This is a genomic window from Streptomyces sp. RLB3-17 (genome assembly GCF_007113425.2).
Classification (GTDB): domain Bacteria; phylum Actinomycetota; class Actinomycetes; order Streptomycetales; family Streptomycetaceae; genus Streptomyces; species Streptomyces mirabilis_D.
The window spans coordinates 3,525,798-3,545,110 of the sequence record NZ_CP041610.2; the positions used below are offsets into that span (position 1 = coordinate 3,525,798).

At 70.9% G+C, this 19,313-nt stretch carries 15 protein-coding genes; 4 read left to right on the forward strand and 11 right to left on the reverse strand.

Annotated elements, in window-relative coordinates:
- Positions 1 to 6 precede the first annotated feature (6 nt).
- The 8 genes from ftsW to rsmH all read right to left on the reverse strand — a co-directional run bounded on the left by ftsW (position 7) and on the right by rsmH (position 10,675).
- The gene (ftsW, locus tag FNV62_RS16355) at positions 7 to 1,374 is read right to left on the reverse strand and encodes a putative lipid II flippase FtsW (protein WP_097284308.1); all 1,368 of its coding nucleotides are present in this window, start codon (positions 1,372 to 1,374) and stop codon (positions 7 to 9) included.
- A 120-nt stretch (positions 1,375 to 1,494) separates the two neighbouring features.
- Positions 1,495 to 2,919 (reverse strand): UDP-N-acetylmuramoyl-L-alanine--D-glutamate ligase, encoded by a 1,425-nt coding sequence (gene murD, locus FNV62_RS16360; protein WP_054231492.1) that lies wholly within the window; start codon positions 2,917 to 2,919, stop codon positions 1,495 to 1,497.
- On the reverse strand, positions 2,901 to 3,971 hold the full coding sequence (gene mraY / locus FNV62_RS16365) for a phospho-N-acetylmuramoyl-pentapeptide-transferase (protein ID WP_177323990.1): 1,071 nt from the start codon (positions 3,969 to 3,971) through the stop codon (positions 2,901 to 2,903). Before mraY ends, murD begins: the two co-directional genes overlap by 19 nt.
- Positions 3,971 to 5,401 (reverse strand): UDP-N-acetylmuramoyl-tripeptide--D-alanyl-D-alanine ligase, encoded by a 1,431-nt coding sequence (locus tag FNV62_RS16370; protein ID WP_054231494.1) that lies wholly within the window; start codon positions 5,399 to 5,401, stop codon positions 3,971 to 3,973. The genes mraY and FNV62_RS16370 overlap by 1 nt, the downstream gene beginning before the upstream one ends.
- A gap of 4 nt (positions 5,402 to 5,405) precedes the next feature.
- Positions 5,406 to 6,926 carry a UDP-N-acetylmuramoyl-L-alanyl-D-glutamate--2,6-diaminopimelate ligase gene (locus tag FNV62_RS16375; RefSeq protein ID WP_097284309.1) on the reverse strand — a complete coding sequence of 507 codons (1,521 nt, stop codon included), beginning with the start codon at positions 6,924 to 6,926 and terminating at the stop codon, positions 5,406 to 5,408.
- A gap of 227 nt (positions 6,927 to 7,153) precedes the next feature.
- Positions 7,154 to 9,106 (reverse strand): peptidoglycan D,D-transpeptidase FtsI family protein, encoded by a 1,953-nt coding sequence (locus FNV62_RS16380; RefSeq protein ID WP_275901471.1) that lies wholly within the window; start codon positions 9,104 to 9,106, stop codon positions 7,154 to 7,156.
- Positions 9,107 to 9,111: 5 nt separating this feature from the next.
- Complete coding sequence (locus tag FNV62_RS16385; RefSeq protein WP_143654891.1) at positions 9,112 to 9,696, reverse strand: septum formation initiator family protein; 585 nt, start codon at positions 9,694 to 9,696, stop codon at positions 9,112 to 9,114.
- A gap of 22 nt (positions 9,697 to 9,718) precedes the next feature.
- Positions 9,719 to 10,675 carry a 16S rRNA (cytosine(1402)-N(4))-methyltransferase RsmH gene (gene rsmH / locus FNV62_RS16390; RefSeq protein WP_079064858.1) on the reverse strand — a complete coding sequence of 319 codons (957 nt, stop codon included), beginning with the start codon at positions 10,673 to 10,675 and terminating at the stop codon, positions 9,719 to 9,721.
- Between the two features lie 437 nt (positions 10,676 to 11,112).
- Between rsmH and FNV62_RS16395 the strand changes: the two genes are divergently transcribed.
- The 4 genes from FNV62_RS16395 (at position 11,113) to FNV62_RS16410 (ending at position 16,709) form a co-directional block, all read left to right on the forward strand.
- Positions 11,113 to 11,661 (forward strand): beta-class carbonic anhydrase, encoded by a 549-nt coding sequence (locus FNV62_RS16395; RefSeq protein ID WP_054231499.1) that lies wholly within the window; start codon positions 11,113 to 11,115, stop codon positions 11,659 to 11,661.
- 265 nt (positions 11,662 to 11,926) lie between these two features.
- A complete protein-coding gene (locus FNV62_RS16400; RefSeq protein ID WP_054231500.1) occupies positions 11,927 to 12,964 on the forward strand; it encodes an AAA family ATPase in 1,038 nt (345 codons plus the stop codon).
- On the forward strand, positions 12,964 to 14,325 hold the full coding sequence (locus FNV62_RS16405; RefSeq protein WP_143607840.1) for a DUF58 domain-containing protein: 1,362 nt from the start codon (positions 12,964 to 12,966) through the stop codon (positions 14,323 to 14,325). Before FNV62_RS16400 ends, FNV62_RS16405 begins: the two co-directional genes overlap by 1 nt.
- The gene (locus FNV62_RS16410; protein ID WP_144315340.1) at positions 14,322 to 16,709 is read left to right on the forward strand and encodes a DUF3488 and DUF4129 domain-containing transglutaminase family protein; all 2,388 of its coding nucleotides are present in this window, start codon (positions 14,322 to 14,324) and stop codon (positions 16,707 to 16,709) included. The genes FNV62_RS16405 and FNV62_RS16410 overlap by 4 nt, the downstream gene beginning before the upstream one ends.
- Before the next feature lie 315 nt (positions 16,710 to 17,024).
- Here the strand turns inward: FNV62_RS16410 and FNV62_RS16415 are convergent, their stop codons facing one another.
- From FNV62_RS16415 to FNV62_RS16425, 3 genes are all read right to left on the reverse strand, one after another.
- A complete protein-coding gene (locus tag FNV62_RS16415; protein WP_054231502.1) occupies positions 17,025 to 17,420 on the reverse strand; it encodes a DUF3040 domain-containing protein in 396 nt (131 codons plus the stop codon).
- Positions 17,421 to 17,695: 275 nt separating this feature from the next.
- On the reverse strand, positions 17,696 to 18,466 hold the full coding sequence (locus tag FNV62_RS16420; RefSeq protein WP_097284314.1) for a methyltransferase: 771 nt from the start codon (positions 18,464 to 18,466) through the stop codon (positions 17,696 to 17,698).
- Between the two features lie 177 nt (positions 18,467 to 18,643).
- Positions 18,644 to 19,228, reverse strand: coding sequence for an SAV_6107 family HEPN domain-containing protein (locus tag FNV62_RS16425; RefSeq protein ID WP_054231504.1), 585 nt, complete (start codon positions 19,226 to 19,228; stop codon positions 18,644 to 18,646).
- Positions 19,229 to 19,313 lie beyond the last annotated feature (85 nt).

A 19,313-nucleotide genomic window follows, 5' to 3' on the forward strand; every position in this document is an offset into this window, starting at 1 on the left:
CGAAATTCACCGCTCTCCGGACGAGCGCGCCGCCGAGGCACGCCGTCGCATCGTGTTCCATCTCCGAGGCCCCGCGGCCCCCGCGGAGCCTCTCACCGCAGCACGCTTTCTACCAAAGCGGGGTTGCCGCATCGCAAGCGCCGCTCGCGCAGCGGGCTCGTCGCGTGCGAAGGCGATCAGCAGCCCGATGGCGAACATGGTCGGCAGCAGGGCGGACCCTCCGTAGGAGAACAGCGGGAGCGGGACTCCGGCGATCGGCAGCAGACCGAGCACCGCACCGACGTTGATCACGGCCTGCGCCGTGATCCAGGTGGTCACGCCTCCCGCGGCATACCTCACGAAGGGGTCCTCCGTGCGTCCGGCCACGCGGATACCCGCATAGCCTAGAGCCGCGAAGAGGGCGAGCACCGACAGCGTCCCCGCCAGGCCGAGTTCCTCCCCGGTGATGGCGAAGATGAAGTCGGTGTGGGCTTCCGGGAGTTGGCCCCATTTTTCCACACTGGCGCCGAGGCCGGAACCGAAAAGTCCGCCGGAGGCCAGCGCGTAGATGCCGTGCACGGCCTGCCAGCAGGTGTCGTTCGGACCGGGTTCGGTGGCGCCGATGCAGGCGAGCCGGGACATCCGGTTGGGGCTCGTCTTGATCAGGATGAAACCGATGGTCACGGCGACCGCCAGCACGCCGCCGAACAGCCGCGTGGGCGCCCCGGCCAGCCACAGCAGTCCGAAGAGGATGGCGGTGAGGATGATCGCCGTGCCCATGTCGCCGCCGAGCATGATCAGCCCGAGCAGCAGGAAGGTGCCCGGGACGAGCGGCACCAGCATGTGCTTCCACTGCGCGAGCATGCCCTTGTCCTGCTTGCGGGCGAGCAGGTCGGCGCCCCACAGGACGAGCGCGAGCTTGCCGAACTCGCTGGGCTGGATCTGGAACGAGCCGCCGAGGGAGATCCAGTTCTGGTTGCCGTTGACCGCCATCCCTATCCCCGGGACCTGCACGAGGATCATCAGGAAGACCGCGCCGGCCAGCATCGGATACGCCAGCGCCCGGTGCAGTTTCACCGGTACCCGCATGGCGATCAGGAGCAGCACGGTGCCGATGGAGGCGGCGAGGAACTGTTTGCGGAAGAAGAACGACCCCGGCAGCGACAGCTGCAGCGCCGTGATCATCGAGGCCGAGTAGACCATCACGAGGCCCAGCACGGTGATCAACAGGCTGCTGCCGAAGATCAGATAGTACGCGGTGAGCGGGCGGTCCCAGGCCTTGCGGGCGCGCAGGACGAGCAGGCGCAGGGTGCTGTCTCGTGGGGAACGAGGGCGTCCGGCGGGGCGCCGTGGGGCACGCTGGACGGGGGGACGGCCAGTACGGCTACCGACCATCACCGGCTCCGTCCGCCATGCCCCGGGAGGGCGTCCCACAGGGCGATGGGGGTCCCCACACTGGCGTCACGCGTCCCTCCCAAGGGTCCCGGGCGCGCCCGGACCGTCCGAGACCCGCCGTCAGGCGCTCGCGCCGAGTTCGCGGACCGCCTCCGCGAACGCGTCCCCGCGCTTGTTGTAGTTGGCGAACATGTCCATGGAGGCACAGGCTGGCGCCAGCAACACCGTGTCGCCCTTGCGGGCGAGCCCCCGCGCCTCCCGAACCGCCGCGAGCATCGCCCCAGTGTCGGTCCGGTCGAGGTCGACGACGGGTACTTCCGGCGCGTGTCGCACAAGGGCTTCACGGATCAGAGCCCGATCCGCGCCGATGAGCACGACGCCCCGAAGTCGCTTGGCCGACTTGGCGACCAGTTCGTCGAAGGTCGCGCCCTTGGCGAGCCCGCCCGCGATCCACACGATCGACTCGTAGGCAGCCAAAGAGGCTTCCGCGGCATGCGTGTTGGTCGCCTTGGAGTCGTCGACGTACGCCACGCCGTCCACGTCGGCGACGTGCGCGATGCGGTGGGCGTCCGGCGTGAAGGCCCGCAACCCGTCCCGTACGGCCGCGGCGGGCACCCCGAAGGCGCGGGCCAGGGCCGCCGCCGCAAGGGCGTTGGCGATGTTGTGCGGGGCGGGCGGCTTGACGTCGGAGACCTCGGCGAGTTCCTGGGCGTTCTTCTGCCGGTTCTCGACGAAGGCGCGGTCGACCAGGATGCCTTCCACGACGCCCAGTTGGGACGGTCCGGGGGTGCCGAGGGTGAAGCCGACCGCCCGGCAGCCCTCCTCGACGTCCGCCTCACGCACCAGGTCCTCGGTGGCCTTGTCGGCGAGGTTGTAGACGCAGGCGACCCGATTGCCTTCGTAGATACGGCCCTTGTCGGCGGCGTACGCCTCCATGGAGCCGTGCCAGTCGAGGTGGTCCGGTGCCAGGTTCAGCACGGCGCCCGAGTGCGCGCGCAGCGACGGCGCCCAGTGCAGCTGATAGCTCGACAGCTCCACCGCCAGGACGTCGTACCGCTCCTCGCCGAGGACCGCGTCGAGGAGCGAGACCCCGATGTTGCCGACGGCGGCCGTGCGCAGCCCGGCCGCCTTCAGGATCGAGGCGAGCATCTGCACGGTCGTGGTCTTGCCGTTGGTGCCGGTGACGGCCAGCCAGGGGGCCGCGTCGGGACCTCTCAGCCGCCAGGCCAGTTCGACGTCCCCCCAGACCGGGACGCCCGCCGCGGCGGCCGCGGCGAACAGCGGCTTGTCCGGCTTCCAGCCGGGCGCGGTGACGATGAGCTCGGTGCCCTCGGGCAGGGTGGCGCCGTCACCGAGGCGCACGGTGATGCCGAGCGCCTCCAGCTCCGCGGCCTGCGCCCGGGAGCGCTCGTCGTCGCCGTCGTTGACGACCGTGACGACGGCGCCGAGACCGTGCAGCACCTTGGCCGCCGGGATGCCGGAGACGCCGAGCCCGGCGACGGTGACGTGCTTGCCCTGCCAGTCGGTCACTTCTTGGCTGCCCATCCTGCGTAGAAGAGGCCCAGACCCACAATGACGCACATGCCCTGGATGATCCAGAAGCGGACCACGACAAGGACTTCGGACCACCCCTTTAGTTCGAAGTGGTGCTGGAGTGGTGCCATGCGGAAGACGCGCCTGCCGGTGAGCCGGAAGGAGCCGACCTGGATGACGACCGACATGGTGATCAGGACGAAGAGGCCGCCGAGGAGCGCGACCAGCAGCTCCGTGCGGGAGCAGATCGCGAGGCCGGCGAGCGCGCCGCCGAGGGCCAGCGAGCCGGTGTCACCCATGAAGATCTTGGCGGGCGAGGTGTTCCACCACAGGAAGCCGAAGCAGGCTCCCATCAGGGCGGAGGCGACGACGGCGAGGTCGAGTGGATCTCGTACCTCGTAGCAGGCGGCCGGGTTGGTCAGGGTCTGCGCGTTGGCGCAGGACTCCTGGAACTGCCAGACGCCGATGAAGGTGTACGCGCCGAAGACCATGGTCGCGGCGCCGGTCGCGAGACCGTCCAGACCGTCGGTCAGGTTCACGCCGTTCGACATGGCGAGAATCATGAACAGGGCCCAGACCACGAAGAGCACCGGGCCGATGGTCCAGCCGAAGTCCTCCACGAAGGAGAGCCTGGTGGAGGCCGGGGTGTTGCCGTGGTTGTCCGCGAACTGCAGCGCGAGGACCGCGAACGAGATGCCGACGATCAGCTGACCGGCCATCTTCGCCTTGGCCCGCAGACCGAGCGAACGCCGCTTGACGATCTTGATGTAGTCGTCCAGGAAGCCGACCAGGCCCATGCCGGCCATCAGGCCGAGCACCAGCAGACCCGAGAAGGTCGGCGGCTTGCCCGTGATCACCTTGGACAGGAAGTACGCGATGATCGTCGCCAGGATGAAGGCGATACCACCCATGGTCGGTGTACCGCGCTTGCTGTGGTGCTCCTTCGGCCCGTCGTCGCGGATGTACTGCCCGTAGCCCTTGCGGGCCAGCAGCTTGATCAGCAGCGGGGTCCCGATCAGGGTCAGGAACAGACCAATGACTCCTGCGAACAGGATCTGGTTCATCATCGGGCCGCGACCTCACCCTCGGCACCGCCGTCGAGCAGCGCCTGCGCCACCCGTTCGAGCCCGACCGACCGGGACGCCTTCACGAGCACGACGTCCCCCGGGCGCAACTCGCTGCGCAACAGGTCGACAGCCGCCTGTGCGTCGGACACGTGCACCGACTCCTCACCCCACGAACCCTCGTTATATGCGCCCAGTTGGAGCCAGGAAGCTTCCCTGCCCCCGACCGCGACGAGCTTGCTGACGTTGAGTCGGACGGCGAGCCGCCCGATCGCGTCGTGCTCGGCGAGCGCCTCGTCCCCGAGCTCGGCCATCTGGCCGAGCACCGCCCACGTCCGACCCCCTTGTGCCTGTGAGGCTTTGCCCATTGCCGCGAGCGCGCGCAGGGCGGCTCGCATGGACTCGGGGTTCGCGTTGTAGGCGTCGTTGACGACCGTCACGCCGTCCGGGCGCTCGGTGACCTCCATCCGCCAGCGGGAGAGGGAGCCCGCCTCGGAGAGCGCGAGGGCGATCTCGTCTGCGGACATGCCCAGCTCATGGGCGACGGCGGCCGCGGCGAGCGCGTTCGACACGTGATGCTCACCGTACAGGCGCATGGTCACATCGCTGCACCCGGAGGGTGTGTGAAGCCTGAATGCGGGCTGTCCAGAGTCCGTGAGGCGGACGTTCTCGGCACGTACGTCCGCTTCGCCGGACTCTCCGAAGAGGATCACGCGCGCTTTCGTCCGGGACGCCATGGCGCGTACGAGGGGGTCGTCGGCGTTGAGGACGGCGACACCGCCCGCTTCCGACGGCGGAAGGCTCTCGACGAGCTCTCCCTTCGCCTGTGCAATCTGTTCGCGGCCGCCGAACTCACCGATGTGGGCGGTCCCGACGTTCAGGACGAGGCCGATCCTCGGTGGCGTGAGGTCCGTGAGGTAGCTGATGTGGCCGATGCCGCGGGCGCCCATCTCCAGGACGAGGAACCTGGTCTCCTCGGTGGCGCTCAGCGCGGTCAGCGGCAGCCCGATCTCGTTGTTGAGCGAGCCGGGCGTGAAGACGGTCGGCGCCTTGCTCCGCAGGACCTGGGCGATCAGGTCCTTGGTGCTGGTCTTGCCCGCGGAGCCGGTGAGGGCCACGAGGGTCGCGCCGAGGCGTTCGACGACGTGACGCGCGAGGGCGCCCAGGGCCGCCTGCACGTCCGCGACGACGATCGCGGGCACGCCGACGGGCCGGGAGGCCAGTACGGCGACCGCGCCCGCCGCGACGACGGCCTCGGCGAAGTCGTGGCCGTCCACGCGCTCGCCGACGAAGGCGACGAAGAGGCTGCCTGGCTCCACTTCACGGGAGTCTCTGACGACCGGTCCGGTGACCTGTACCGCCGGATCCGGTATGTCGTACGTCTGCCCGCCGACGACTGCTGCGATCTCGGCGAGAGAGAGGGCGATCACAAGTTCATCCCTGGGTCTTCTGGATAGCTTCGCGAAGCACCTGGCGGTCGTCGAAGGGACGCACCACCCCGGCGATGTCCTGGCCCTGCTCGTGGCCCTTGCCCGCGACCAGCACGGTGTCGCCGGGCCGCGCCAGGGCGACGGCGGCGGCGATGGCGGCGGCCCGGTCCTCGAAGACCTGGACCTCGCCACGCTCGTGCGCCGGCACCTCGGCGGCGCCCGCGAGCATCGTCGCGAGGATCGCGAGGGGGTCCTCCGAGCGGGGATTGTCCGATGTCAGTACGGCGGTGTCGGCGAGCCGCGCCGCGGCGGCGCCCATCGGCATCCGCTTGGTCTTGTCACGGTCGCCGCCGCAGCCAAGCACGACGTGCAGCCTGCCCTCGGTGACCTTGCGCAGCGCGCGCAGGACCGATTCGACGGCGTCCGTCTTGTGGGCGTAGTCGACGACCGCGAGGTAGGGCTGGCCCGCGTCCACGCGCTCCAGGCGGCCCGGCACGCCCGGGACGGCGGCGATGCCGTCGGCGGCGGTCTGCGGGTCGATCCCGGCGACGGCGAGGGCGACGATCGCGGCGAGGGTGTTCGCCACGTTGAAGGGGCCCGCGAGCGGCGACTTGGCGGTGATCCGCTCGCCCTTGGGGCCGACCGCGACGAACGCCGAGTCCATCGGGCCGACCTCGACCTCCTCGGCGCGCCAGTCGGCGTCCGGGTGTCCTTCGGCGGAGAAGGTGACGACGGGGACGGTGGCCTCCTCGACCAGCCTGCGCCCGTACTCGTCGTCGAGGTTGACGACGCCGAGTTTGCTGCGTTGCGGTGTGAACAGCTGCGCCTTGGCCCGGAAGTAGTCCTCCATGTCGGAGTGGAACTCCATGTGTTCCGGGCTGAGGTTGTTGAAGACGGCGATGTCGAAGACACAGCCGTCGACCCGCCCGAGGACCAGCGCGTGGCTGGAGACCTCCATCGCGACCGCGTCGACGCCGCGCTCGCGCATCACCGCGAACAGCGCTTGGAGGTCGGTTGCTTCGGGGGTGGTGCGCTCCGACTTGATGCGCTCCTCGCCGATGCGCATCTCCACGGTGCCGATCAGGCCGGTGGAGCGGAGCGTCTTCAGCCCGCCCTCGACGAGATAGGCCGTGGTGGTCTTGCCGGAGGTGCCGGTGATGCCGATCTGGAGCAGATCGCGCCCCGGGTGGCCGTAGATGGTGGCCGCGAGCTCTCCCATCAGGCCGCGCGGGTCGTCGACGACGAGGACCGGCAGCCCGGTGGCGGCGGCGCGCTCGGCGCCGGTCGGGTCGGTCAGCACGGCGACCGCGCCGAGACCGGCCGCCTGCGTCACGAAGTCGGCGCCGTGCAGGCGGGCGCCCGGCAGCGCGGCGTAGAGGTCTCCGGGGCGCACCGCGCGGGAGTCATGGGTGATGCCCGTGACCTCCGCGCTCGACGCCGGGGCGGTGACACCCAGCTGATCGGCGAGCTCCGCGAGGGGTGTGGCGGAGTTCTGGACCGGTCGCGGCGGCCCCGGATATGTCACAGGAACGCCCTTCTGGGTGGTTTGGGACTGATCAGCGTGTGGCACGGCGGTGAGCGTACCGGGCGCACCCCCGCCGGAGCGAAGCGAGGGGCGTGGCGAGCCCTGGTTCCCGGAATCCGGGGTGATCGTTGTCACGAGCTGGTTCCTGGTCCGTTGTGCGTGCGGTCTTGTCCGGGTCCTGGCCGGACCCTGATCAAGTCCTGATCAGGGAATATGGCCGGAATCGATCACGGCGTGAAGGTAACGGGCAGATTGGCGGCCCCCGCTCCGGTGGGCGGGACCTGGAGGGTCTTGAGCGCGAACTCCATGACCTGCTTGTAGATGGGTCCGCAGATCTGGCCGCCGAAGTAGCTGCCCTTGGTCGCGTTCTGGATCGCGCAGTACACGGTGATCCGGGGCTTGTCGGCGGGGGCGAATCCGGCGAACGACGAGGTGTATCCGTGGTACTTGCCGGTGGCCGGATCCACGCGGTTGGCCGTACCCGTCTTGCCCGCGACCCGGTAGCCGGGGATGCGCGCCTTGGCGCCGGTGCCCTGCTCGTCGTCCACGACGGACTCCAGCATCTGGGCGAGGGTCTTGGCCGTCTTCTCGCTCACGACCCTCGTCTTCTTGGGCTGGGCGGACGGGGTGAACCGGCCGTCGGGCCCCTTGGAGCCGCGCACCAGCGTCGGCTCGACGCGTACACCGCCGTTGGCGATCGTCGAGTAGACGGAGGCCGCCTGCATCGCGTTGATCGACATGCCCTGGCCGAAAGGAATCGTGTACTGCTGGGAGGTCGACCACTTGTCGGCGGGCGCGAGGATGCCCTTCGTCTCGCCGGGGAAGCCGAGCCCGGTGTAGCTGCCGATGCCGAACTTGCGCAGATACGAATAGAGGACCTGGTTCGCCTCCTTCTGCGTCTTGCCGAGCTGGCCGGTCGCCAGGATGGTGCCGATGTTGCTGGACTTGGCGAGCACGCCGTTGAGCGTCAGGTTCCAGGTCGCGTGGTCGATGTCGTCCTGGAAGAGGCGGTCGCCGCGGTGCAGCCGGTTGGGCACGACCACGTGTGTCGCGGGCGTTGCGGCGTTCTCCTCCAGTACGGCTGCCATCGACATGACCTTGGCGGTGGAGCCGGGTTCGTACGCGTCCTGGAGGGCCGCGTTGCCCAGGGCCGCCGCGTTGGCCTGGGTGAGGTCGTTGGGGTCGAAGCCGGGCGAGTTCGCCATGGCGAGGATCTCGCCGCTGCGGGCGTCCTGCACGATCACGTACCCGCGGTCCGCCCTGGACGCCTTCACCTGCTGGGTGATGGCGTTCTGCGCGGCCCACTGGATGTCACGGTTGATGGTCAGCTCGACGTCGGAGCCCGCCACCGCGGGGGTCTCCGTCGACCCCACGGTCGGCACCTGACGGCCGCCGGACTGGGCGTAGCGGATCTTGCCGTCCTTGCCCGAGAGTTCCTTGTTCAGCTTCTGCTCTACTCCGCCGCCGCCCTTGCCGTCGGCGTTGACCCAGCCAAGTATCCCGGCGGCGAGATCGCCGTTCGGATACACGCGCTTGCTGGCCGGGACCGCGACGACGCCCGCGAGGAAGTTGACGGTGCTCTTGTCGGTCTCCGCCTTGACCGCGAGCGTGTTCCTCAGGTCCTTGATCTGCTTCCAGACCTGGGGGGTCTGGCGGTGCGCGAGCAGGGTGTAGCGGGTGTTCTTCGTACGGAGCTTCTTGGCGACGGTGTCCACGTCCTGGCCGAGGATCGGCCCGAGCAGTGCCGCGGCCTGCTCGGGCGCGTCCGTGACCTTCGTCGTGTCCTGCGTGAACATCGTGGGGTCGGCCGTGATGTCGTACGCGTCCACGCTCGTCGCGAGCTCCACGCCGTTGCGGTCCGTGATCCCGCCACGGGTGGCGGCCAGGGTGCGGCCGACGTAGCGGTTCTGCTCGGCCTTCGCGACGTAGGCGTTGGCGTCCACGGCCTGCACCTGGAGCAGGCGTACGACGAAGGCGATCATCACCAGTGTCAGGGCGAGGCTGATCATGCGCAGCCGGGGGCGGGGGCTGCCCAGCCGCAGGGCCTGCGGGCCGCCGGGCCGGGGCGCGCCCGGGCGGCGTGCGGGGCGGGCGCCGGGGCCCGGACGCCGCTGGCCGCCGGGGCGTACGGGCCTGGCGGGGCCGGGCACACGACGGCGCGGCGGTTCCCTGTCGGACACTTCCGTCACCTGCCGGGGGTCGAGGAGGGCTGCGCGGACGGGGTGGGGGCGGGGGTCCGCGGGGTCGGGGTCCGCGGGGTCGAGGTCCGCGGAGCCGGGATCTGCGGTGTGGCGGTGCCTGCCGAGGGGACGGCGGCCGACGGGGAGCTGGTGGCCGGGGCCGTGGTCTGCGTGAGGGCGAGGACCTCGGGCGGACGGACCACCGGGTTGCGTGCGGAGGACTGCTGGGCGGCCGTTCCGGGGACGCCCTTGACGCTGCCGTCCGGGTTGAGGAAGGCCGGGTCGCCGCCGGGCACCATGCCCAGCTCGCGGGCGCGGCGCTGGAGGGCGTCGGGCGCGGAGTAGGTGTCCACGTCCCGCTGCAGCGCCTGCTCCTCGTCGGTGAGGCTCTTGGTGTCCCGCTGCAGGTCGTCCAGGTGGAACGAGCCCTCGCTCAGGGCGGAGTTCAGCACGAGGAGGCCGATCAGGCCACCGCCGAGCAGGAGCACGACGAGCAGGACGAAGGGGGTGCGCGCGGCCTGGCCCCCGCCGGCGGGGAGAAGCCGGGCGAGCCGGGCGGCCCGCCCCCTGAGTTCGGGTTTCCTACTCACTCGATCTCCCCCTCCTGGTGCCTCACTCGGCGTCCTCGCGGATGCGCTGAGCCCCGCGCAGTCGTGCGGGAGCCGCTCGCCGGTTCTCGGCGACCTCTTCCTCGGTGGGAAGTTCGGCACCGCGGGTGAGCAGCTTGAGCCGGGGCTGGTAGCGCTCGGGCACGACCGGCAGACCGGGCGGCGCGGTGGTGGCGGCACCGGCCGCGAACACCTGCTTGACCAGCCGGTCCTCCAGCGAGTGGTACGACAGGACGGCGATCCGGCCACCGACGGCGAGCGCCTTCACGGCCGCGGGAATCGCCCGCTCCAGGACGCTGAGTTCCCCGTTGACCTCGATGCGCAGCGCCTGGAAGGTGCGCTTGGCGGGGTTGCCGCCGGTGCGCTTGGCGGCCTGCGGCAGGGAGTCGCGGATTAGCTCGACGAGCCGCGCGCTGTTGCTGAAGGGTTCCTTCTCGCGTTCGCGCACGACGGCGGAGACGATCCGCTTGGCCTGCTTCTCCTCGCCGTAGGCACGCAGGATCCGCACCAGTTCGCCCGGCGGGTAGGTGTTGAGCACCTCGGCCGCGCTGATGCCGGTCGTCTGGTCCATCCGCATGTCGAGCGGGGCGTCCTGGGCGTAGGCGAAGCCGCGGTCGGCCTCGTCGAGTTGCATGGAGGAGACGCCCAGGTCGAACAGGACGCCCTGGACACGGGGGATGCCGAGGCGGTCGAGCACCTCGGGCAGTTCGTCGTAGACCGCGTGCACGAGGGTGGCACGGTCACCGAAGGGGGCGAGTCGCTCTCCGGAGAGGCGCAGTGCCTCCTTGTCGCGGTCGAGGGCGACGAGACGGGCCTCGGGGAACCGGGTCAGCAGCGCCTCGCTGTGGCCGCCGAGTCCCAGGGTGCAGTCGACGACCACGGCGCCCGGCTCGGTGAGGGCCGGGGCCAACATGTCCAGGCACCGCTGGAGCATCACCGGGACGTGTCGACTCTGGCTCAAGGGGCCCTCTCAGATCCGGCGCGGCCGTACGCACCGCCGGGTCCCCACCCGCTCGAGAAGGGGAGGCCTGCTGGCGCCGGGTGAGTGGCGTCAGCCGACCGGGAGCGGGAGGAGGCCGAGCCGTACGTACGCGCCGCGCACGCGGGGGGAGACGCCGGAAAATCGCCGGGTCTCCAGGGGAAAGCAGTCCAGCAGGGAGAGCCTCGTCTCCCGCTTCGCGTCACTTTAGTCCACGGTGTCTCGCGGTCAATCAACCGGCATGCGCGTCGCGGACCACTCCTCCACGAACCCCCGATCAAAGCTGTGAATCAGCAAAAATCACCTATCCAGGCGATCTCTAAACACCCATGTGGGTTACCTCACAACAAGACACGATGACGTTCTTTGTCCCTTCTCACAGCAGGACTACTTCGTACCTGACCAGTAACGTCATAGCTATGACGACTTCTGCATCCGTACCCACAGAGCCCGAAGACGCCATAACCACGAGCGGCGGCGTGACCGACCGTCTCGTCGAGGCGAACCAGCAGTACGCCGGCGCGTTCACCGATCCCGGGATGGACGCGCGCCCCGTGCTGCACGTCGCGGTGGTCGCGTGTATGGACGCCCGGCTCGACCTGCACGCCGCCCTCGGCCTGGAGCTGGGCGACTGCCACACCATCCGCAACGCCGGCGGCGTCGTCACCGACGACGTGATCCGCTCCCTCACCATCAGCCAGCGGGCGCTCGGCACCCGCAGCGTCGTTCTCATCCACCACACCGGCTGCGGCCTGGAGTCCCTCACCGAGGAGTTCCGGCACGACCTGGAGATGGAGGTCGGCCAGCGCCCCGCCTGGGCGGTCGAAGCCTTCCGGGATGTCGAACAGGACGTACGGCAGTCGATGCAGCGCGTGCGCACCTCACCGTTCCTCCTGCACACGGACGACGTGCGCGGCTTCGTCTTCGACGTGACGACGGGTCTGCTGCGCGAGATCGACCCCGCCTGAACGCTCCCACCGGGCCCCTCGTAAAACTTCCTGGGGCCCTCGTGGGACCCTCACTTCACGAAAAAACCCCGACCCACCGGCGCCCAAAGGGTCGCAAGACCTGACATATCGCAGCCAGTTATCCACAGGCGAGTGACACGAACCGGTAACGGCAACAAGAATGCGGTTGTGGCGTCACGCGGAACCACTCGCGCGTGGTGTCCGTGTTTCGGGGTGGGCCGGTCCGCACAGGGCGTCGGCCCGAGAACGGGCCGAGGAGGGCCGGGTGACGACCTATGACGATCGAGCGAGCCTTACGGATCTGACCGCCACTGTGGAGCGTGTCCGCAGTTCGGTGGAAGGAGTGATCGAAGGCAAGCCTGAGGTCGTACGGCTTTCGCTGACCGTGCTGCTCGCCGAGGGACATCTTCTGATCGAGGATGTCCCCGGCGTCGGCAAGACCATGCTGGCCAAGGCATTGGCACGGTCCATCGACTGCTCGGTGCGGCGTATCCAGTTCACGCCCGACCTGCTGCCCTCGGACATCACGGGTGTGTCCATCTGGGACCAGCAGCGCCGGGACTTCGAGTTCAAACCGGGTGCGATCTTCGCGCAGATCGTGATCGGCGACGAGATCAACCGCGCCTCCCCCAAGACGCAGTCCGCGCTCCTGGAGTCGATGGAGGAGCGCCAGGTCACCATCGACGGGCAGACCTACGAACTGCCCAGCCCCTTCATGGTGGTGGCCACGCAGAACCCGGTCGAGATGGAGGGCACCTACCCGCTGCCGGAGGCCCAGCGCGACCGCTTCATGGCCCGCGTCTCCATCGGCTACCCCAGCGCGGAAGCCGAGCTCCAGATGCTGGACATCCACGGCGGGATCTCTCCGCTCGACGACCTCCAGCCGGTGGCGCACGCGCACGAGATCGTGAAACTGATCGACGCGGTCCGCACGGTCCACGTCGCGGAGACGGTCCGGCGGTACGCGGTGGATCTGGTCGCCGCCACGCGCACCCACCCCGACCTCAGACTCGGCGCCTCGCCGCGTGCCACGCTGCATCTGCTGCGCGCGGCGAAGGCCTCCGCGGCGCTCAGCGGCCGGGAGTACGCGCTGCCGGACGACATCCAGGCACTCGCCGTGGCGGTCCTGGCCCACCGTCTGCTCCCCACGGCCCAGGCGCAGTTGAACCGTCGTACGGCCGAGCAGGTCGTCCAGGAGATCCTTCAGCACACCGCCGTTCCCGCGGCACCCCAGCAGCAGCCGGGCTTCACGATGGGCCGCGGCGCGCCCGCGTTCGGCCAGCAGCCGCCCCGGAGGCTGTGATGACGCCCGGGGGGACCGGCGACGCCGAGGAGGACAAGGGCGGGCTGCGCACCGCGCTCACCGGTCTCACCACCCGCGGGCGCTCCTTCCTGGCCGCCGGCATCGCGGCCGCGATCTGCGCGTACGTCCTGGGGCAGAGCGATCTGCTCCGGGTCGGCCTGCTCCTCGCGGTCCTGCCGCTGGTCTGCGCGACCGTGCTGTATCGCACGCGCTACCGGGTCGCGGGCAGCCGCAGGCTCTCCCCCGGGCGGGTTCCGGCCGGTTCCGAGGCCCGCGTCCATCTGCGGATGGACAACGTCTCGCGGCTGCCCACCGGTCTGCTGATGCTCCAGGACCGGGTGCCGTACGTGCTCGGCCCGCGGCCCCGGTTCGTCCTGGACCGGGTGGAGGCGGGCGGCCGGCGCGAGGTGTCCTACCGGGTCCGCTCCGATCTGCGCGGCCGCTATCCGCTGGGTCCGCTGCAACTGCGTCTGACGGACCCGTTCGGAATGTGCGAACTGACCCGCTCCTTCTCGACGTACGACACCCTGACGGTCATCCCGCGCGTGGAACCGCTGCCGCCGGTGCGGCTGACCGGTGAGGCGAAGGGGTATGGCGACGGGCGCCAGCGCTCGCTGGCGCTGGCCGGCGAGGACGACATCATCCCGCGCGGCTACCGCTACGGCGACGACCTGCGCCGGGTGCACTGGCGCCTGACCGCGCGCTACGGCGAACTGATGGTCCGTCGCGAGGAACAGCCGCAGCGCTCACGCTGCACGGTGCTGCTCGACACCCGGGGCATCGCCTACGAGGGCGCCGGCCCGGACTCCGCCTTCGAGTGGGCGGTGTCGGGCACGGCGTCGACGCTGGTGCACATGCTCGAGCGGGGCTTCTCGGTGCGGCTGCTGACGGACGACGGCAACTCGGTGCCCGGCGAGGGCGCCGACGGCTTCGCGGGCGCGAGCCAGGAGTCGGCGGACGCGGCCGGACTGATGATGGACACGCTCGCGGTCATCGACCACTCGGACGGCGCCGGGCTCTCCCGGGCCTACGACGTCCTGCGTGGAGGCAACGAAGGGCTGCTGATCGCCTTTCTCGGCGACCTCGACGAGGAGCAGGCGACGGTGCTCGCCAAGATGCGCCAGCGCAGCGGCGGGGCCGTCGCCTTCCTGCTGGACAGCGAGACCTGGGTGCGGGAACCGACCGACGTCCCCGGCCCGTTGGACAGGAGCGAGGGTCGACTGCGCATGCTGCGCGAGGCGGGCTGGACCGCCGTGACGGTGCCACGGGGGGCGGAACTCGCCGATCTGTGGCGGCAGGCGGACCGGCAGCGCACGGGTGCCGCCTCGACGGGGAGTACGGCCGGGGGTGGACGATCATGAGCGGGCGGGCTCGGCTGACGCTGTATTCGGCGGCGGCCACACTGATGGCGGCGTGCGCGCTGCTGCCGCTGGTCAAGCCGGCGACATGGTTCCTCCAGGCGGTGTTCCTGCTGGCCCTGCAGTCCGGTGTGGGCGCCCTGACCCGGCGGGTTCCGCTGGCCCGGCCGCTGACGGTGGCGGCGCAGGCGCTGGTGACGCTGATGCTGCTGACGCTGGTCTTCGCCCAGCAGCAGGCGCTCCTCGGCTTCGTCCCGGGACCGGAGGCGTTCCGGCACCTCGGCGATCTGCTCCAGGCGGGCACGGACGACGTCGGGCGGTACGCGATCCCGGCACCGCTGTCCGACGGCATCCGCCTGATGCTGATCGGCGGTGTCCTGGTGATCGGGCTCGCGGTGGACACGCTCGCGGTGACGTTCCGCAGCGCGGCCCCCGCCGGACTCCCCCTGCTCGCGCTGTACTCGGTCGCCGCGGGACTGTCGGGCGGCGGCTGGGCCTGGCTGTGGTTCCTGCTCGCGGCCACGGGCTATCTGATGCTGCTCCTGGCGGAGGGCCGCGACCGGCTCTCCCAGTGGGGCCGGGTCTTCGGCGGCGCGCCCCGCTCACAGGGACTGGACGCCCCCTCGGGCACGGTCGCACCGGTCCGCACGGGACGGCGCATCGGCGTGGTCGCGCTGGGCGTCGCCCTGGCGGTGCCGCTCGCCCTGCCCGCCCTCGACGGCGGTCTGCTGGGCCGCGCGGGGGCGGGCGTCGGATCGGGTTCCGGGGGCGGCACGATCTCCGCGGTGAACCCGTTGGTCTCGCTCCGCGACAGCCTGAACGTGGACGAGGACCGCCAGGTCATGTCCTACCGCACCAACACCGAAGACACCCAGGACATGTATCTGCGGATCGTGTCCCTGGACGACTTCGACGGCACGGCGTGGAAGCCGGCCCAGCGACGCATCCAGGACGTGCCGGACACGTTCCCGACGCCGATCGGCCTCGGGGCCGATGTCCAGCGCAGCGAGATCCAGACCCGCATCTCGGCGGCCGACTGGTACGCGCAGGACTGGCTGCCCATGCCGTACCCGGTCAGCAAGGTGAACATCAGCGGCAGTTGGCGGTACGAGCCGGTCGGGCGCACGCTCGTCGGTGACCACGGCCAGAACACGCGCGGCGTGCAGTACGAGGTGACGAGCCTGATCGTGCAGCCGACCGCGGCGCAGCTGGCGAACGCGCCGGAGCCGTCGAAGGCCCTGAAGCGCGAGTTCACCAAGGTGCCGTCGTCGCTGCCCGCGGTGGTGGCCGACACGGCGCGCAAGGTCACCGCGGGCTCGACGAACCACTACGAGCAGGCGGTCAAACTCCAGGACTACTTCGCGGTGAACGGCGGGTTCACCTACAACACCCGGGTGCAGGTGGGCAGCGGCTCGGCCGCGATCGCGCGCTTCCTGAAGGACAAGCAGGGCTTCTGCGTCCACTTCTCCTTCGCGATGGCCTCGATGGCCCGCACGCTGGGGATTCCGGCGCGGGTCGCGGTGGGCTTCACGCCCGGCTCCCCGCAGTCCGACGGTTCGATGTCGGTAGGGCTGCGGGACGCGCACGCCTGGCCCGAGCTGTACTTCGAAGGGGTGGGCTGGACCCGCTTCGAGCCGACCCCGAACCGGGGCTCGGTGCCGGCGTACACCCAGACGGACACGCCCGGGTCGGACTCGCCGACGGTGCCCAAGCCGTCCACGTCGACGTCCGCGGCGCCGTCCACCGCTCCCTCGGCCAGCAGCAACTGCCTGGCCGAGCAGAAGAAGCTGGATGCGTGCCCGAGCCAGTCCGCGCTGGCCACGGTGGGCTCGAAGGACGACGGCACTCCGTGGTTCCAGATCCTGGGGTACACACTGGCCGGGCTACTGCTGCTGGTCGTACCGCTGCTGCCGATGCTGTGGCGGATGCGGCTCCGGTCCGTGCGGCTCGGTGCGCACGGCCGAGGTGAGGCGGACGCGCCCGCGTACACGCTGGCGACGTGGCTGGAGGTGACCGATACGGCGTGGGACTACGGAATCGTGCCGGACGAGTCCCAGACACCACGGAAGGCCGCGGCGCGGATCGTGCGACTCGGGCTCCTCGAAGCCGAGGCGTCGGAGGCGGTGCACCGGCTGGCCGCGGCGGTCGAGCAGGTGCTGTACGCCCCGCACCCCCGGCTGACGGCGGGGCTCGCGGAGGACGCCCGTCGTGTCACGGACGCCCTCGGCGCCCGGGCGAGCCGCACGGCCCGCCTGCGCGCCCTGCTCGCGCCCCGCTCAGCCGTCCGGGTGGCCTGGTCGGCGTCGGCCTACTGGGCGGCTCTGTCGGCCCGGCTGGCGGCGCGCAGAGAGTCCCTGCTGCGACGCCCTTCGGGGCAGAACAGCTGACGTCGCGTTGAACCATGTGGCCCGTGTCCCCGGCCGGGGACACGGGCCACATGTGGTGGGTGCGCGACTGGGACGGAGGCCGCCGGTGGCGACCCGCCGGTACCGGCCGGCGTCCCACAGGCGAAGGTTCGGTTCCCGTCGGCGTCACGCCGGTGCTTCACGCAGGCGCCTCACATCGGCGCTTCACCGTCGGCGTGGGCAAGACGCCCTGTCGGGGTACGACTGAGGGGGTGTCCCCACCCGGCCCGGGTGGGGACACCCCCTCACGCGTTGTCTTCGACTGCGGGCGCCCGCAGGGCTACTGACCCCGCGGGGCTACTGCCCCTGCTCGTCTCGGCGTCGCTGCCAGCGTTGTTCGATGCGGTCCATCATGGAGCGGCGCTGTCGGCCCTGGTGGCGCGCGGCGGGTGCGCCGGGCGCGGCCGGCTGCTCACCCGGCTTGGGAGCCTTGCGCCAACCGGTGACGGCGAGCACCGCACAGCCCAGCATGACGAGAAAACCCACCACGCTGACCCAGATCTGCTTCGAGACCATTCCGGCCATGAGGAGCGCGATACCCACCAGAAAGCCCGCGACCGCCTGGTAGACCCGTCGCCGGGTGTACGTACGCAGCCCGCTTCCCTCAAGCGCTGTCGCGAACTTGGGATCTTCGGCGTACAGCGCTCGCTCCATCTGCTCGAGCATTCGCTGCTCGTGCTCCGAGAGCGGCACGGCGTCCTCCTCATCGTGCAGTCGCCGGGGCGACCGGGGGTCCCCTTCAGGATAGGCAGGGAATCGCCCCCGTGAAACCCGCCCCTCTGCGCCAATTCGCCAACCGGAACCCGCCATGGCACCCCGATTCACTGAGGCGTGCATTCCCCAGCAACCGGCCCGTCATGCCGGACGGTCTCCCTCGATCATACGGCGCCGAGCGCCCGATCGGGTGGCCTGTGGCGTACTCCATCTGCCGCCCCGCCCCTGATCAGGGGCGCAACATGGGAGGCGACTCAACCCTCGTCGGCCCCCTGTGCCTCACCGAGCACATGAAGCTGCGTGGCCACGGAGTGGAACGCGGGGAGTTCGGCGGCCGCCGCCTCGAGCTTCAGAAGGGCTTCCACGGCACCCGGCTCGGTGTCCACGAGGACGCCGGGGACCAGGTCCGCGAAGACCCGTACGCCGTGCACGGCGCCGACGCGCAGACCCGCGCCCTCGACGAGCGCGGTGAGCTGATCGGCGGTGAAACGGTGCGGTACGGGATCGCCCTCGCCCCAGCGTCCGTCCGGGTCGTCGAGCGCCTGCTTGGCCTCCTTGAAGTGGCCGGCGAGGGCGCGGGCGAGCACGGCGCCGCCCAGGCCCGCCGCGAGGAGGCTGAGAACGCCCTCGGGGCGCAGCGCGTCCACCACGTTGCGCACGCCGTCGGCGGGGTCGTCCACGTACTCCAGGACCCCGTGGCACAGCACGACGTCGTAGCCACCGCGCTCGACGACGTCGAAGAGGCCGTGGGCGTCGCCCTGGACACCCTTGACACGGTCGGCGACCCCGGCCTCGGCGGCCCGGCGCTCCAGCGCGAACAGCGCGTTCGGGCTGGGGTCGACGACGGTGACACGGTGGCCGAGTCGGGCCACGGGCACCGCGAAGTTGCCGCTGCCGCCTCCGGTGTCGAGGACGTCCAGCGACTCCCGCCCGGTGGCCTTGACCCGGCGGTCGAGAGCGTCCTTGAGGACCTCCCAGACCACGGCGGTACGGAGAGAAGCGCGAGGGCGCGTCGGGTCCGGCACGGCAGTTGACTCCTCGGAGCGGCACCGCCTCTTGCGCGGCGGAGCGATCGGGGGGCCTCCCGGCAGGAGGCTTCAGGCGCCTCCACCCTATTGCCTCCGCCGTCGTACCCGACCCTCCGTCTCACCCGGCGGATCACGCGTCGGATCAGGCATTGGATCAGGCGTCGGATCGCGGGGTCAGCTCGCGTCCGGGACCTCCCTGTCCGCCCTGCGCTCCCTGCCCTCCCCGTCTCCGTCGCCCTCCTCCTCTCCGTTGCGACGGGGCTGGGGCAGTACGGGTTGCAGCACCAGCATCCGCTCGACGAGACGCAGGAACATCGCCACGTCCCGTATCAGGTCGTCGGCGTCGCGGGTGCCGGCCGCGCCCCGGATACCCGCCTCGGCGCGGGCGCGCCGGTCGGCTCCGGAGGCGAACAGGGCGCTCCACTCGGTGAGTTCGGGCGCGATCTCGGGGAGCACTTCCCAGGCGCTCCGGATGCGGGCGCGGCGTCGGGGTGTGGGCTCCGGGCGGCCCCGGGCGGCGAGGACGGCGGCGGCGGTGCGCAGGGCCGCCAAGTGCGCCGTCGCGTAGCGCTCGTTGGGTGTTTCCAGGGCGGTCGCCTCGTCAAGACCGGCGCGGGCCTGGGCGAGCAGGTCGAGGGCGGCGGGCGGGGCCGTGGCCCGGCGGAGCACGGGGTGCACGTCGCTCGCCGGGCCGGTCAGTGAGGGGGCAGGGCCGGTGGCGCGGCGCCGGTGGGCGGCTGCTGCGGAAGAGGTGGCCATGACGAACCTCCTGTCGTCTGTGTGACGGCACTGTGGCCGTATGTGCCCATCGTGAGGTATGCCACTGACAATCCGTTCTGACCTG

Bases quoted from the DNA above. Each gene is read 5' to 3' on its own strand.
- murD (WP_054231492.1), bottom strand. From the start codon at position 2,919: ATGGGCAGCCAAGAAGTGACCGACTGGCAGGGCAAGCACGTCACCGTC.
- FNV62_RS16405 (WP_143607840.1), top strand. From the start codon at position 12,964: ATGACGCCCGGGGGGACCGGCGACGCCGAGGAGGACAAGGGCGGGCTG.
- ftsW (WP_097284308.1), bottom strand. From the start codon at position 1,374: ATGGTCGGTAGCCGTACTGGCCGTCCCCCCGTCCAGCGTGCCCCACGG.
- FNV62_RS16395 (WP_054231499.1), top strand. From the start codon at position 11,113: ATGACGACTTCTGCATCCGTACCCACAGAGCCCGAAGACGCCATAACC.
- FNV62_RS16410 (WP_144315340.1), top strand. From the start codon at position 14,322: ATGAGCGGGCGGGCTCGGCTGACGCTGTATTCGGCGGCGGCCACACTG.
- mraY (WP_177323990.1), bottom strand. From the start codon at position 3,971: ATGAACCAGATCCTGTTCGCAGGAGTCATTGGTCTGTTCCTGACCCTG.
- FNV62_RS16425 (WP_054231504.1), bottom strand. From the start codon at position 19,228: ATGGCCACCTCTTCCGCAGCAGCCGCCCACCGGCGCCGCGCCACCGGC.